Source organism: Streptomyces sp. NPDC047917 (assembly GCF_043204345.1).
Lineage (GTDB): Bacteria > Actinomycetota > Actinomycetes > Streptomycetales > Streptomycetaceae > Streptomyces > Streptomyces sanglieri.
Map to the genome: position 1 here is coordinate 15,141 of NZ_JBIDCA010000004.1, position 14,490 is coordinate 29,630.

At 71.5% G+C, this 14,490-nt stretch carries 11 protein-coding genes; 6 read left to right on the forward strand and 5 right to left on the reverse strand.

Going from position 1 to position 14,490, the window contains the following annotated elements; all coding sequences use genetic code 11:
- Positions 1–7: 7 nt before the first annotated feature.
- The gene (locus ACGF8B_RS09975; protein WP_392736530.1) at positions 8–1,660 is read right to left on the reverse strand and encodes an amidohydrolase; all 1,653 of its coding nucleotides are present in this window, start codon (positions 1,658–1,660) and stop codon (positions 8–10) included.
- 69 nt (positions 1,661–1,729) lie between these two features.
- On the reverse strand, positions 1,730–3,145 hold the full coding sequence (locus ACGF8B_RS09980) for a purine-cytosine permease family protein (protein WP_392736532.1): 1,416 nt from the start codon (positions 3,143–3,145) through the stop codon (positions 1,730–1,732).
- A 183-nt stretch (positions 3,146–3,328) separates the two neighbouring features.
- Here ACGF8B_RS09980 and ACGF8B_RS09985 point away from each other — a divergent pair, with 183 nt between their 5' ends.
- The 6 genes from ACGF8B_RS09985 to ACGF8B_RS10010 all read left to right on the forward strand — a co-directional run bounded on the left by ACGF8B_RS09985 (position 3,329) and on the right by ACGF8B_RS10010 (position 10,401).
- Positions 3,329–3,934, forward strand: a complete 606-nt coding sequence (locus tag ACGF8B_RS09985) for a TetR/AcrR family transcriptional regulator (protein WP_392736534.1) — start codon at positions 3,329–3,331, stop codon at positions 3,932–3,934.
- Positions 3,935–4,036: 102 nt separating this feature from the next.
- Positions 4,037–5,488, forward strand: coding sequence for an NAD(P)/FAD-dependent oxidoreductase (locus tag ACGF8B_RS09990; RefSeq protein WP_392736536.1), 1,452 nt, complete (start codon positions 4,037–4,039; stop codon positions 5,486–5,488).
- 217 nt (positions 5,489–5,705) lie between these two features.
- A complete protein-coding gene (locus ACGF8B_RS09995; RefSeq protein WP_392736538.1) occupies positions 5,706–6,167 on the forward strand; it encodes a hypothetical protein in 462 nt (153 codons plus the stop codon).
- 42 nt (positions 6,168–6,209) lie between these two features.
- Positions 6,210–7,466 carry an MFS transporter gene (locus ACGF8B_RS10000; protein ID WP_392736540.1) on the forward strand — a complete coding sequence of 419 codons (1,257 nt, stop codon included), beginning with the start codon at positions 6,210–6,212 and terminating at the stop codon, positions 7,464–7,466.
- Positions 7,467–7,551: 85 nt separating this feature from the next.
- Complete coding sequence (locus tag ACGF8B_RS10005; RefSeq protein WP_392736541.1) at positions 7,552–9,420, forward strand: serine/threonine-protein kinase; 1,869 nt, start codon at positions 7,552–7,554, stop codon at positions 9,418–9,420.
- Positions 9,421–9,546: 126 nt separating this feature from the next.
- Positions 9,547–10,401, forward strand: coding sequence for an NmrA/HSCARG family protein (locus ACGF8B_RS10010; protein ID WP_392736542.1), 855 nt, complete (start codon positions 9,547–9,549; stop codon positions 10,399–10,401).
- A gap of 24 nt (positions 10,402–10,425) precedes the next feature.
- On the opposite strand, the gene ACGF8B_RS10015 is transcribed toward ACGF8B_RS10010, so the two are convergent.
- From ACGF8B_RS10015 to ACGF8B_RS10025, 3 genes are all read right to left on the reverse strand, one after another.
- On the reverse strand, positions 10,426–11,586 hold the full coding sequence (locus ACGF8B_RS10015; protein ID WP_392737402.1) for a cytochrome P450: 1,161 nt from the start codon (positions 11,584–11,586) through the stop codon (positions 10,426–10,428).
- A gap of 120 nt (positions 11,587–11,706) precedes the next feature.
- Positions 11,707–12,762, reverse strand: a complete 1,056-nt coding sequence (locus tag ACGF8B_RS10020; RefSeq protein ID WP_392736544.1) for an MDR family NADP-dependent oxidoreductase — start codon at positions 12,760–12,762, stop codon at positions 11,707–11,709.
- Positions 12,759–14,483, reverse strand: coding sequence for a phytoene desaturase family protein (locus ACGF8B_RS10025; RefSeq protein WP_392736546.1), 1,725 nt, complete (start codon positions 14,481–14,483; stop codon positions 12,759–12,761). The genes ACGF8B_RS10020 and ACGF8B_RS10025 overlap by 4 nt, the downstream gene beginning before the upstream one ends.
- Positions 14,484–14,490 lie beyond the last annotated feature (7 nt).

The following is a 14,490-nucleotide window of genomic DNA, read 5'->3' on the forward strand; positions in this document are numbered from 1 at the left end:
GGTCCGTTCACGCGGTGTGCTCGACCACACCAGCGACCACGACGGTCTCCGCCACGGTGCCCGGGATGTCCTGGGGTGCGGCCCGCAGGATGTCGCGGGAGAGAACCACGAAGTCGGCGGCCTTGCCGACGGTCAGTGAACCACGTTCGTGTTCAAGGAAGTTGGCATACGCCGAACCCATCGTGTAGCCGTGGACCGCGGTCTCCACACTGATGGTCTCCTGCGGCATCCACGGCTCACCACCACCCAGGGGACGACGGGTGACCGCGGTGTGGATGCCGACCATCGGGTCCATCTCGGCCACGTTCCAGTCACTGGAGAGGGCGAGCACGGCCCCGGCGTTGTGCAGGCTGCGCATCGGCCACGCCTTGTGCCAGCGCTCGGCCCCGATGTTCTCCGCCCAGTCCTTGCCGGGTCCGGCGACCTCCGGCGCGCAGTGCCGGGGCTGCATGCACGCGACCACGCCGAGGGCGGCGAACCTCGGGGTGTCGGCGGGGTCCAGGCACTCGACGTGGACGACCTGGTGGCGGGCGTCCCGCTCCCCGTTGACCGTGCGGGCACGCTCGACGGAGTCCAGCACGGTACGGATGCCCCGGTCGCCGGTCGCGTGGACGAAACACTGGAAGCCGCGGGCGTCCAGCTTCGTCAGCAGCTCGGCGAACTCCTCGGGCGGGTAGAAGGTGTCGCCCCGGTGCCGGCCGCAGCCCGCGTAGGGCTCCAGCAGGGCCGCCGTCCGCGGCTCCACCACATCGTCGATGTAGAGCTTGAGCGGCCCGACCCGGATCCGGTCGTCGTCGTAGCGGTGGGCGGCGGTGGCGAAGTCGTCGAGGTCGGCGTCCGTGGTGCCGCGCGGGTGGAAGAGGGCGGCGACGATCCGGGACTTGAGCCGGCCCTCGGCACGGGCCCGGTCGAAGAGCTGGAGGTCGTCGAGCGAGTTCTGGGGCTCGACCACCGTGGTGATGCCGAAGCGGATGGCATCGTCGAGCGACTTGGCCAGCCGCCCGTACTGCCGGTCCGCGCCGGCCCACGGCAGACCCAGCCGCTGAAGGGACCGGTGTCCGTCGCGGGACAGGCCCTTGACCGCGAAGTCCTTGATGAATCCGGTGGGTTCGCCGGTGTCCGGGTCGGTGACGGCCGCACCGAACGGCAGCCCGGTGTGATCGCGGTCGATACCGAGAGCGCGCAGGCCCGCGGTGTTGACCCAGGCGGTGTGCACGTCGTAGCTGAGCACGAAGGCCGGCACGTCGCCGGTGGCCGGGTCGAGGTCGGCGGCGGTGGGCATCCGGCCGTCCGGGATCGCCGAGTAGTCGAAGGCCTCCGCCTCGATCCACCGGGCGTCGGGGTTGGCGGTGTGCCAGGCACGGATACGGGCGTGGACCTCGTCGAGGGTGGTGGCGCCGGAGAGCTGGACGCAGGCGTCGTCGGAGCCGAGCCGGACATGGTTGTGGGCGTCGACGAAGCCCGGGAGGACCAGCTTGCCACCGGCATCGAGCACTTGGGTGCCGGGGCCCGTCCACCCGCGCGCCTCCTCGTCGGAGCCGAGCCAGGCGATGCGGCCGTCGACCACGGCCATGGCCTGTGCCTCGGGGAGCGCCTGGTCGACGGTGTGGATGCGGGCGTTGCGCAGGACGAGGTGGGCGGGGCGGGCGGGGCAGGCCATGTGAGGTGACTCCTTGTGGTGCTGTCGGTGCGAATGGTGCGGTGATTCGATGGAAGGGAGCAGGTCGGGTCAGGAGAGGGCGGTGTGCGGTGCGACGGTCCGCCGGGCGAGCGCCCAGTAGACGAGTGCCGAGACGACGGAGCCGAGCAGGGTGAGGTCGGCGCCGCCCAGCGGTGCGACCAGCGGGCCGGTCCACAGCTCGGAATCGCAGGTGAGCGCGGCGAAGACCATGCCGACCAACAGTGCGGTCAGGCCGGCGGGGTGGTAGCCGGACCGGTACCAGTAGGCGCCGTCCGGACCGGCGTGCAGTGCCGGTGCGTCGTAGCGGCAGCGGCGCATGATCATGTCGGTGAGGAACACGCCGCCCCAGGGTGCGAACACGATGATCAGCAGGGAGAGGAAGGACAGCAGTGAGCTGGTGAAGTCGGTGAGGAAGAGCGCGCACAGGGCCCCGGCAGCGGTGACCGCCGCGCTGATGACGATCGCTCTGGAACGGCTCCACGGGACGCCGAGCACCTGGAGGTTCAGGCTCGACGAGTAGAGCGTGACGATCGAGTTGGTGACGGATCCGCCGAGCACCAGGGCGAGGAAGAGCGGCTGGAACCAGCCCGGCAGCAGCTTCTCCGTGCCCGCCACGGCGTCGGTCATGTCCGTCCGGGTGGCGGCGGCCACCCCGGCCACGCCCAGCGCGACCGACGAGATGAAGCCGCCGAGGGCTCCGTACCAGGTGAGCGACCGCGTGGAGGTCGTCCTCGGCAGGTAGCGCGTGTAGTCGGCGGGCATCGGGACGTACGAGAACGGCCCGGCCAGCATCACCACGAAGGCGAGGCTCCACCCGGACGCCCCGGGCGCGGCCGCCGCCCCGCCGGTGTCGGCGCCCGGCAGCAGGAACACCAGGAGCACGGCGAACCCGACGGCCAGGACGTACGCGATCCAGCGCTCCGCGAACTGGACGGTGGCGTGCCCCCAGAGGGCGACGACGAAGGTCAGCGCGAGGGTGATCAGCAGGGCGAGGGCGCGCCCGGTGTGGCCGGACACCCATCCCAGATCGGCGAAGAACGCTTCCAGGGCGAGCGTGCCGACGACCGTGTTGAGGATCGTGTAGCCGATACTGACCACCCAGTTGAGCATGCCGGCGGGCCAGTTGCCGCGGACGCCGAAGGCGGCGCGGGAGATCACCAGGGTCGCGGTGCCGGTGCGTACGCCGCTCAGTCCGGCGGCGCTGATGGCGAAGAACGCCAGTCCGCCGAGGACGACGACCCCGGTGGCCTGCCAGAAGGACAGCCCGAAGGCGACGGCCAGGGCACCGTTGATGACGTAGGTGAAGGTGAGGTTGGAGCCGAACCAGAGCCAGAACAGATCCTTCGCGCTGCCGTGGCGGTCCTCGTCGGGGACCGGTTCGATGCCGTTGGTCTCGACCTGGAAGACCTGGTCGGTGGCCATCGTTCCGCCGGGCGCCCTCGCGGTCGTCTCCTGCTGCGTCATGCGGCCTGCCCCTCATCCGTGCGTGCTCCGGCGCACCGGAACAAGTACTTTGAATGCCGTTCTAAAAGTTAGAACGGCATTCAAGATGTGTCTCCGGGGGCCCGTCAAGACCTCCGTCGAAATCGGTGGCCCCGAGGGTGTCCCGTAAGGTCGTCACGGGGCTCACGGAAGAGGAGGGGCGGCGTGGCAGCGACGGCGCGACGGCGGGACGGGCACCTGGCCCGGGAACGCATGCTGGAGGAGGCGATGGCGGCCATCGCCGAGGACGGCCTCGCCGCACTCACCATGTCGGCACTCGCCAAACGCCTCGGCACCAGCGGCGGCCACATCCTCTACTACTTCGGCAGCAAGGACCGGCTGCTCCTGGAGGTGCTGGGCTGGAGCGAGAGCACGCTCACCGAGGAGCGCCGGGCACTGCTGGCCGGCCGGGCCGGCGCCGCGCGCAAGCTGAGCCAGTTCGTCGAGCTGTACCTCCCCCGCGGGCCGCGCGATCCGCGCTGGACCCTGTGGATCGAACTGTGGGCGCGCACCGCGTCGAACGAGCCGCTGCGCCAGGCACAGGCCGAGATCGACCGCGGCTGGCAGGAGGACCTCGAATCACTCCTGGCCAAGGGCGTGCGGCAGGGCCGCTTCGCCGCGGACCTCGACACGACGGCCCGGGCTTCCGAACTCCTGGCCCTGCTCGACGGGTTGAGTACGCGGGTGGTCCTCGGCCAGCGCGGAGCGGACCGGGCGGGCGCGCTGCGCATGGCACTGTCGGCGACCGAACGCCTGGTGGAGCGGGGTTGAGGTCCGCGCGCACTCCGCGCCGCGCCACCCGGCCACCCGCGGTCACCGGCCCCCGCGCCCTGGGATACGGTTGGTTCGCAACACGGCGTGGAGGGAACCGGATTGACGCGGGTTGCGATTGTCGGTGGCGGAATCGGCGGCCTGGCCGCCGCGTTGTTCCTGGGGCGCCGGGGTCACCCGGTGACCCTGTTCGAGCGGGACGGCCGCCGGCCGGGACCGGATCTCGACCGGGACTTCTTCGACTGGCACCGCCCCGGTGTGCCGCAGGCCGTCCAGCCGCACGGCCTCCTCGCCCCGGTCCGCACCGTTCTGCGCGCGGAGGTTCCGGATGTGTACGACGCGATGCTGAGCCTGGGCGCCCGGGAACGCAACGAACTCGACTGGTTCGACGAGCGCGGACCCGCCCGCCCCGGGGACGAGGATCTGGTGACGATCCAGACCCGGCGCATCGTCCTGGAGGCCGCTCTGCACGACGCGGTGCACCGCGAGCCGCGCGTCGACGTTCGGCTCGGAGAACCCGTCGACGGGCTCCTCGTCGACCGGAGCGGCGATATTCCGCTGGTCACGGGGGTGCGGTCCGGGTCTCGGACGCACGATGCGGATCTGGTGCTCGACGCCGGGGGACGCCGGTCCCCGGTACTCCGCTGGCTCGCCTCGGCGGGCTGCCGGGACGTGGCCGTGGAGAACCACCACGTCGGGATCGCGTACTTCTGCCGCTGGTACCGGCTGCGCGCCGACGGGCCGCGCGATCCCGGACGCGTCAAGGCGGGCTCGTCCTCGGCCTTCGCCGTCGGCGGGGTGTTCCCGTCGGACAACGGCATCTTCGCGGCGTCCCTGACGGTGTCCACCTCCGACCCCACCCGGGCGGCGCTGCGCGACCCCGCGGTGTTCGAGAGGGTCGGACGGACGTTTCCCGCCATCGCCGCCTGGCTGGGGCTGGAGCCCGAGGCGGTCTCCGGAGTGCTTGCGATGGGAGGCCTGCACAATCGCTGGAGCGCCCTGGCCGACGCCGACGGGCCCGTGGTCACCGGCCTCGTGGGCGTCGGGGACTCGGTCGCGTACACCAACCCCACGATGGGACAGGGAGTGGCCATGGCCCTGGAGGCGGCGCAGTGGGTCGCCCGGCACGCGGCGGCCGCCGCGGAGCCCGCGGCGTTCACCGGTCAGTACCACCGATGGCTGGCACGGACCCTGCGTCCGCGGTTCGACGACCAGGTCGCCGCCGACCGGGCCGACGCGGCTCAACTGGGCGGTCCCACAAGGATGTCGACGGAGTCCCCCACCACCCCCGGCCGCGAGCGGGCCGCCCTGGCCGCCTGCGCCTTCGACGACCCGCTGGTCATGCGCGCACGCGCCAGGGTCCGCCACCTCCTCCTCACCGCCGACCAGGCCTACGGCACCGAGGAGGTACGCGCCCGGCTCGCCCACTGGCTGGACCAACACCCGGATTTCGCACCGCGGTTCGAGGGCCCCAGCCGTGCGGAATGGGAGTCGGCCGCGGGGTACGCGGAACCCGCGGTCGCCACGCCGCACACCGCCCCTCCCGTTCGGTGACGGGCTTCGCGGGCACGCCGGCTTCGCGGGCGCACCGGGAACCCAGAAACAGACCGAGACCCTTTCGTACCATTTTTGCACTGTTGTAGCCCGTACAGGTGGTGTATCACTGGGTGTGGCCATATTGTCGTTTTCAGGACGACGGCTGAAAGAAGGGCGCCACGACCGGCGACCGCACCGATCGGCGCGCCCGACATGAGGCAGCCGAGGAGCCGACATGCACACACGCAAATTCAGGACAGCGATCATGCTGTGCGCCGCCACGGCAGCCGCGGCGGCGATCCCCGTCCCGGCATCCGCTTCCGCGTCAGCGATCGCAACCACGGAGTCCCGCTCACCGGCCCGCGTCGTGGCCGTCGACTGCTTCTCGAACGCACAGGTGCGCCCCGGCGACTTCCTGCTCGCCTGCGGGGACGGCAACAATCGCCTCATCGACATCCACTGGTCCCACTGGGGTCCGACATCCGCCGTGGGCAGGGCACTTGACGCGGTGAACGACTGCGATCCCTACTGCGCGGCCGGCAAGTTCCACACCTACCCGGTCATCGTCCGGCTGGACCGTCCGGAAACCTGGAAGTCCGATACCGGTCTGCGGCACTTCACCCGGATGCAACTCGTCTACACCGACGGCAGGCCGGCGTACACCGAGCGGGTCGCGACGCACGAGCTCTGGGACTGACCCTCCCGGACACGGCCGCGCCGGAGCACCGGCCACGAGGTGATGTGCGTGAGTGCTCGCGAATGCACACGGAACGCCGACGGCACCTGGCGGCCGGGTTACGTGGCCGCCGCCCTGGTATTCGCCATCGGGATGGCCGGGACCACCCTCCCCACCCCGCTGTACGGTCTCTACCAGGAGCAGCTCGGGTTCTCCGAGCTGATGGTGACGGTCGTCTTCGCCGTCTACGCCGTCGCCGTCATCACGGTGCTGCTGGTGGCGGGGAACTACTCCGACGAGACCGGCCGAAGACCCGTGCTCCTGTGCGCCCTGGGGCTTTCTGCGGCGAGTGCCGGGTGTTTCCTGCTGGAGGGCGGTCTGCCGCTGCTCTTCGCGGGGCGGCTGCTGTCCGGCTGCGCCGCCGGTCTGCTCAGCGGCGCGGCGACGGCGGCCGTGATCGAACTGGCGGCGCCCGGGCAGAGGGCGCGTGCGGGGTTCGCCGCCACGGCGGCGAACATGGGCGGTCTGGGCTGCGGCCCGCTGCTCTCGGGGACCCTCGCGCAGTACACGCCCTGGCCGCTGACCCTGCCGTTCTGGGTCCATCTGGGTCTGGTGGCCCTGGCCTGCGGGATCACCTGGTTCCTGCCGGAGACCGTCGCCGAGCCGAAGCGCCTGCCCCGCCCGAGGCCGCAGGGCCTGTCCGTGCCCGCCGAGGTGAAGGGGGTCTTCCTGCCCGCCTCGCTGGCGGCCTTCGCCGGTTTCGCGCTCCTCGGCCTGTTCACCGCGGTCGCACCGAGCTTCGCCTCGCGCACGCTGGGTGTGCACAACCTGGCGGTCTCGGGCGCCGTGGTCTTCTCCGTGTTCCTCGCCTCGACCGCGGGACAGGCCCTGTCCCGGCGGATCGGCGCCCGCCTCGCGCTCCCGGTCGGCTGCGGCATCCTCGTCGTCGGCCTCCTGCTGGTGGCTTCGTCACTGATCGCCGAATCCCTGCCGCTGCTCGTCCTCGGCGCCCTGTGCGGCGGGACCGGTCAGGGGCTGGCCTTCCGCGCGGCGCTCACTCTGATCAGCGACGCGGCCCCGGCACAGCATCGCGGCGGCACCATCTCGGCGTTCTTCGTCGTCGCCTACGGCGGGATCTCCCTGCCGGTGGTCGGCGTCGGCGCCCTGGCGACCTGGCTCGGGCTGCGCCAGGCGGGACTGATCTTCACGGGCTGCGTGATGCTGCTGGCGGCGGGCGCGGGCACCTACGCGGCCCGCAGACTGCCCCGTGAGCCGGATCTGCAACCGGGCCCGCCACCCACGACGTCCTCCCGGTCCTGAGCACCTCACCGGAACGGGCACCGACGGCCCGGACTTGTATAAGGTGCCGTTTCGATATCGACGTTCTGCGTGGGAGACGTTAGTGATGAGTGGTCAGCAGCCGGACCCGGGAATGGCCTCCCAGGTCTTCCAACCGCTTGAGGGAGACGACCCGACCACCATCGCCGGATACCGGCTCGCCGCCAAACTCGGCGCGGGCGGCATGGGCAAGGTGTACCTGTCGTACACACCCGGCGGGCGGCCGGTCGCCATCAAGGTGATCCGGCCCGAGTTCGGCGAGGACGCCGAATTCCGCCGCCGGTTCGCCCAGGAGGTCAAGTCGGCGCAACGCGTGCAGGGCCTGTTCACCGCGCCGGTGATCGACGCCGCCACCGACACCGCCCACCCGTGGCTGGCCACCGCGTACGTGCCGGGTCCCTCGCTCGCCGACGCGGTCGTCGCGCACGGGGCGCTGCCGGTCGAGACGGTGGTGCTGCTGATCGCGGGCATGGCCGAGGCACTGCACGTCATCCACGGCGCCGGCATCGTCCACCGCGACCTCAAGCCGTCCAACGTGCTGCTCGCCGCCGACGGCCCCCGCGTCATCGACTTCGGCATCGCCCACGCGGCCGACGCGACCTCGCTCACCGGCAGTGGTGTCACCATCGGTACGCCCTCGTTCATGGCACCGGAACAGGCGGCCGGGCGCAGGGTGACCCCGGCCACCGACGTCTTCGCGCTGGGCCAGGTGGCGGCGTACGCGGCGACCGGGTCCCCGGCGTTCGGTGAGGGGACCTCGCACGGCGTCCTGTACCGGATCGTCCACGAGGAGCCCGACCTCAGCGGCGTCCCGGAACGGCTGATGGAGCTGGTCAGCCGGTGCCTCGCCAAGGACCCGGCCGCCAGGCCGTCGATCGCCGAGGTCATCACGCTCTGCCAGTCCGCGAACGCGGAGACGGTGCTGCGCCGCCCCGAGGACTGGCTGCCCGCCCCGGTCTCCGCCGACATCACGGTGCGCACGGCGGCCCCCGCCCCGGTCCAGACCCCGCCGCCCCCGGCAGCCGCCCCGCCCGCGGCCTACGCTCCGACCGCTCCCGCGGGCTACACCCCCACCGCCCCGGTGGCCCCGGCCACCCCGCCGCCGGGCTTCGGTCCGCCGGTGGCACAGCAGCCCACCCAGCCGGCGCAGCCCTCGCCCGTCCCGCCCCAGCAGCAGCCCACGTACCAGGTACCCCATCCGTCCCAGGGATACGGGCCGGCCCAGGCGAACCCCCACGCGTATGCCCCGACCCAGATGCCGACGCAGTCACCGTCGCAGACGTACCCCGGCAGCCCGGTGCCTCAGGCGCCCCGGCGCCCGGAGGGTTCCGGCAAGCGGCGTGCGGTCACCGCCATCGCCGCCGCGCTGGTCCTCGGTGTCGTGGCCGGCGGCACGCTGTACTTCCTGCTCAGGAACAACGGCAAGGAGGAACAGGCCGGCGGCTCCACGGGCGGCAGGCGGACGAGCGACACGACCGGGAACCACAGCGGTGACAAGGAGGCCGACTCCAAGCCGAGCACCAAGCCCGAGGCCAAGCCCGTCGAATACAAGGGCATCAACCTGACCGCCGGCTACCACCTGACGCTCGGGGACGACGATGTCCGGCCCCAGCAGGGCGAGGACGGCGGGTACGAACTCTCCTACGACACCGGCGGATATCTCGACGCGGAGACCACGGGCGGCAGCCTGGTGCTGCTCGATCCCGGGCAGGAGGGCTCCCTGGAGGCCTGCCGCGCGGACACCCGGTTCACCGAGACCATCTACCTCAACACGGTCTCCAAGGGCAGGCAGATCTGTGTCACGACGGGTACCGGGCACATGGGCCTGGTGACGATCCAGGGACTCTCGGGCGAGGAGTCGCCGAGCAAGTACCTGACGCTGGACCTCACCGTGTGGCGCAACGCCGCCGGCTCCGGTTCTGCTTCCGGCGGCTGAGCTCTTCCGCCGTCCGGCACATCGCCGTCGCCCCCTCCGGGTTCCTCCCGGTGGCAGGGCCGGCCGCCCCCGGGTCAGCATGGACCCATGTCGCTCGATCAGGGAGACCCCATGCAGGAAGGCCTCATGCCGACAGCAGTGCTCGGCGCGACCGGTGGTCAGGGTGGCGCGGTGGTCGCCGCCCTGCTGGAGGCGGGCCGCGCCGTACGGGCCGTGGTGCGTGATCCCGGCAGCGGGCGGGCCCGCTCGCTGGCGGCGGCCGGAGCGGAGGTCGTGCCGGGCGATCTGTTCGACGCGGCCTCGCTCGCCCAGGCCTTCCGGGGCGCGGCGGCCGCTTTCGCCGTCACCACCCCGTTCCAGGACGGTCTGGACGCCGAGGTGGCCCAGGGGGCGGCCATCGTCCGGGCGGCCGCCGATGTCGCGCTCCCCCATCTGGTGCTGGCCTCGGTCGCCAGTGCGGACCGGGACACCGGTGTCCCGCACTTCGAGACCAAGGCCAGGACCGAGGAGTTGCTCACCCGCTCGGGACTGCCCGCGACGGTGGTGGCACCGACGTACTTCTACGACAACGCCCTGGGCTCCCGCCAGGAGGTGGCCGCCGGGCTCCTCACCATGCCGATGCCCGGCGACGCTCCCCTCCAGCAGGTGGCGCGGCAGGACCTGGGACGGGTCGTGGCCGCGGTGGTCGCCGATCCGGACCGCTGGACGGGGCAGCGGGTCGAGGTGGCGGGCGACGATCCCACACCGGCCCGGATGGCCGAGGAGATCGGGCGGGCCGCAGGTGGCACGGTAGCGTTCCGCCAGTCCTCGCTGGAGGACCTGCGCACCGCCAACCCCGACATGTTCGCCATGTACAGCTTCTTTGTGAACGGCGGCTATCAGGTGGACATGGCAGCGCTGCGGACGCAGTTCCCCACTGTCCCCTGGACCTCCTACGCCACATGGGCGCAGGCCCAGGACTGGCCGCGGCCCCGCGGCTGACCCCCGTAGCGCCGGCGGGCGCCGCTACCAGGTGACGGCGATCCGCCGCGGGCTGCGGGAGGTGGTGCCCAGGTGCCATTCGACCTCTTCGGCGGACTGGGCCAGGCGCAGGCCGGGAAGGCGTGCGGCGAGCCGGTGCAGGGCCAGCTGGAGTTCCAGCCTCGCCAGCCAGGCGCCCAGGCAGTAGTGTGCGCCCGCCCCGAACGCCAGGGTGGGTGCCGCCAGGGGTGCGAAGAGATCGTCCAACGGCCGGGGCGGAAACACCTCGGGATCACGGTTGGCCGCACCGGAGTCGGCGAGAACCACCGAGCCGGCCGGGATCGTCACCCCGCCGACCTCCGTGTCGGTGACGGCGTAACGTGCGGTCCCCCGGTCGTCGCCGAGCGGGATCAGGTGCAACAGGCGGTCCGCCAGTGCGCCGGCGGCAGCTTCGTCCGCCCCGAGACGGGGCCAGACCTCCGGGCGCTCGCCCAGCAGGTAGAGCAGTGAATTGCCGAGCATCGTCATCGTGCTGTCATGGCCGCCCACGATCAACCCGCAGACGAAGTCGACGAGTTGACCCTCGGGAATGCCGCCCTCCTCGTCGGCCGTCCGGACCAGCGCGCTGGGCAGATCGTCGCCCGGCTCCCGGCGCCGCTCGGCCAGCAGCTCGGCTCCGAAGGCGGCGAACTCCGTCAGCGCGGACGCCATTTCCTCCTCGGGGTGGGAGCCGTCGGAGAAGGCGTACTGGCTCCAGTGACGCAGCCGCTCCTGGGCTTCGGAGTCCAGGCCCATCAGTCTGCTGATCACGGCGACCGGGAGCGGGAGGGTGAAGTCGGCCACCAGGTCCGCCGGACGTGCGCGGTCCGCGAGTTCGTCCAGGCACTGGTCGACGATCTTGGCGATCCAGGGCCGCCAGCGGGCGACGGCCCTGGGCGTGAACGCGCGCCGCATGGTGCGGCGCAGACGCAGATGGTCCTCGCCGTCCTGGTTGAAGATCAGGTCGAGGCTGCTGACCAGGCCGGATTCGCCCGACAGGGACGGGGAATCCGGCGCGTGGAGCCCGGCGCGTCCGAACCGGCTGTCGGTCAGAACCATGCGTACTTCGGCGTAACGGCTCACGAGCCAGGCCGCGGTCCCGTCGGGTAAGGCGACGGGCCTGGGCGGGCCGGGTGGCTCGAACTCCAGCCGGTGCAGCGGGGGCATGGGCGGCCCCGGGCGGACGTGGGCGTCGGCAGGGCAGGTCACGGGGCCTCCAGGCTTGCGCGGGTGCGGCGAACTGCTGGGCTGGGGAGGGTGGTCACGGGTGTGGTGCCGGGCCGGTGGTCAGAGTTCGACCAGTACCTTGCCGCGGTTGGCCCCGGGATCCCGGTAGAGGGTCCGGTAGGCGTCCGGGATGTTCTCGAAGCCCTGGTGGAGCGTGTGTCCGCAGCGCACCTCGCCCCGTCGGACCAGGCCGCCGAGCTCGTCGTGGAGCGCGCGCCAGTTCTGTTCGGTGAACCATTCCAGCGAGAAGATGCCCCGGATGTGGGCACGCGGGAACATGATGTACGGCAGCAGTCGCGGTCCCGTGTAGTCGCGGCCCACCTGGGTGGCCCACTGCCAGCACACGGCCACCTGGCTCCCGATGTTGAGCATGGAGAACACGGCGTCGGTGACGGGACCGCCCAGATTGTCGAAGTACTTGTCGACGCCGTCCGGCGCGGCCCACAGCAGCGCGTCCCGCACGGCGTCGCTGTTGTCGCCGTGACGGTAGACGACTACCGCGTCGAATCCCAGGTCGTCGAGGTAGTCCGCCTTCTCCGGCGACGAGGTGGTACCCACCACGCGGGCGCCCGCGAGCTTGGCCAACTGACCGACCAGTGAGCCGACGGAGCCGGAGGCGCCGCTGATCACGACGGTGTCCCCGGGGCGGATCGACATGAACTTGGTCAGGGTCCCCCAGGCAGTCATGCCGGGGCCGCCCATGACGCCGAGTGCGGTGGGGAGCGGCAGCGCTTCGTCGTACCAGTCGGGATCCAGGCGGCGGAACGCCGGGAAGACCATCGGGAACGTGCCGGTCTGCCAGGGGGTGGCCGCGCCGTTGCTGACGAGGTGGGTGCGCCAGCCGCCGAACCCCTGCACCAGGTCACCGGGGCGGTGGGCGGCGAGCGGCCCCGCCTCCAGCACCTCCATGATCGAGTCGGCGCCCATGTGCCCACCGAGCGGGGTGTCCAGCGCGATGCCCTGGAGGTAGGGGTCCACCGATACGTAGCGCGTCCTCAGCAGCATCTCGTCCGGGGCGAGTTCGGTGTCGATCTCCTCCTCGACCTGACCGTAGACCCGCTCGACATCGGGGACACCCTCGATGTGCTCGCGTACCACCCATTTGCTGGCCCTCATCGCGCTGCCTCACTCTCGACGGGGGCCTGGCGGCCCTCCGGAACGGGCCGCGGCACCGGCCGGGGCCCTACCTCGATGACCCGGTGGGTCGGTGACGGGCCGCTCTCGTCGATGGACGCGGTGAACGCGCGGCCGTCGTCGCGGCAGATGAACTGCATGACGTGCCGGCCTGCCGCCGCCGCGCGGATCAGGCCGCCGGTGGTGGCCCACACGCCGGACTGGTAGAAGTTCCGCAGCCCCGGAACGCCCGGGCCGTGCCGTTTGATGAGCTTTTCCAGCGTCTCCCCGCTCTCCACGAACGGCTGCCACCCGAGCACGGTCCCGTCGTAGTTGCCCGTGTAGCGGACCTGGGTGAGCGGGCTGGACACGTCTCGGACGGCGATCGCGTCGGAGATGCCGGGGTGCTGCCGTTCCAGGAACGCGACGAGCGTCTCGCGGGCCCGGCGCTTGGCCGCGTAGTACCCGCGTCCGTGGCGTACCGGAAGCGTGTGCAGCTCCTGCCCGCCCCGGCTGCGGGTGGCCTGTTCCGGGCCTTCGTCCAGGGCACGCCAGGGAGCGATGTCGCAGAAGTAGGTCACGTACGCGACGCTCGTCCCGGGCGGGGAGAGTTCGGGGTAGTGCCGGCTGCGGAACTGGACGTTGACGCTGGGATGGCGGATGCCGGTCAGCGCGGCCGCTTCCGTCTCGTCGAGCAGATAGGTGGTGCAGGGGTCGGCGTCGGGGAAGTCGCGGCGCAGGCCCAGAAAGAGCGTGAAGTAGCCGGGGAACACCATGCCGGGTTCCCGGATGGTGCGGGTGTAGAGGCGCCGGTACGCCTCATTGAGGTAGCGGCCCTTCAGCAGCTCCATCATGGTGGTGCGTCCGTCGCAGGCCGAGACGACGATGTCGGAGCGCAGTTCGCGTCCGTCGCTGAGCCGCACCCCGACCGCGCGGTCGTCCTCGACGAGCACTTCCTCGACCTTGGCGTTGTAGGTCACTTCGCCGCCGAGCCCGCGGTAGCGCCGCTCGATCGACTCGGCCAGCCCGAGCGAGCCTCCCTCGGGGACGCCCGCGGAGAGGTTGGCGTGCGAGGCGAGCTGGAAGTGGAACGGCAGTACGGGGAAGGCCGGATGCTTCTCGTACAGGATGAAGTTGAACGCCTCACGCAGCAGCGGGTCCTTGAACTTCGCCGAGTAGTCGGTCATCAGTACGCCGATGGATTTGCGCACGACGTTGAAGTACGGGACGAAGGAGGCCAGCATGCGCCAGCGTTCCGTCACCGGCATCAGTCCGACCGGTCTGAGGAAGGGATAGACGGCGAGGGCTTTGCGGAATCCGCGCAGTTGCTTGCAGAAGTCCTTGATCAGGGCCGCGTCGGCGGGCGAGAGCTCCGTCAGATGGGCCTGGAGCCGGTCGGGGTCGGAGTAGAAGTACACCGCCCGGCCGCACCGGCCGCGTACGACGTTGAACACGTCGAAGTGCCGGATCTCCTTGCCCTGCAGGGCACCGAGCTCCAGCCAGATCTGGTGCATCTCGTTGCCCGGCCCGCTGCCCAGGAGCCAGCTGACGCAGGGGTCCAGCCTGAAGTCGCCGCGGTCCCAGGCCGTGCAGCAGCCGCCGGGCAGTTCATGCATCTCCAGGACATGGGTCCGGTAGCCGTTCATCCGGGCGTAGCACCCGGTGGACAGACCGCCCAGCCCTGCGCCGATGATGATCATCGACTTTCGTTCGGAACGCGGCATGAACCTG

What these genes read in the sequence shown, in the direction of transcription:
- ACGF8B_RS10015 (WP_392737402.1), bottom strand. Translation starts at nt 11,586, where the DNA reads ATGCCCCCGCTGCACCGGCTGGAGTTCGAGCCACCCGGCCCGCCCAGG.
- ACGF8B_RS09975 (WP_392736530.1), bottom strand. Translation starts at nt 1,660, where the DNA reads ATGGCCTGCCCCGCCCGCCCCGCCCACCTCGTCCTGCGCAACGCCCGC.
- ACGF8B_RS09980 (WP_392736532.1), bottom strand. Translation starts at nt 3,145, where the DNA reads ATGACGCAGCAGGAGACGACCGCGAGGGCGCCCGGCGGAACGATGGCC.
- ACGF8B_RS09995 (WP_392736538.1), top strand. Translation starts at nt 5,706, where the DNA reads ATGCACACACGCAAATTCAGGACAGCGATCATGCTGTGCGCCGCCACG.
- ACGF8B_RS10020 (WP_392736544.1), bottom strand. Translation starts at nt 12,762, where the DNA reads ATGAGGGCCAGCAAATGGGTGGTACGCGAGCACATCGAGGGTGTCCCC.
- ACGF8B_RS10000 (WP_392736540.1), top strand. Translation starts at nt 6,210, where the DNA reads ATGTGCGTGAGTGCTCGCGAATGCACACGGAACGCCGACGGCACCTGG.
- ACGF8B_RS10010 (WP_392736542.1), top strand. Translation starts at nt 9,547, where the DNA reads ATGCCGACAGCAGTGCTCGGCGCGACCGGTGGTCAGGGTGGCGCGGTG.
- ACGF8B_RS10025 (WP_392736546.1), bottom strand. Translation starts at nt 14,483, where the DNA reads ATGCCGCGTTCCGAACGAAAGTCGATGATCATCATCGGCGCAGGGCTG.
- ACGF8B_RS10005 (WP_392736541.1), top strand. Translation starts at nt 7,552, where the DNA reads ATGAGTGGTCAGCAGCCGGACCCGGGAATGGCCTCCCAGGTCTTCCAA.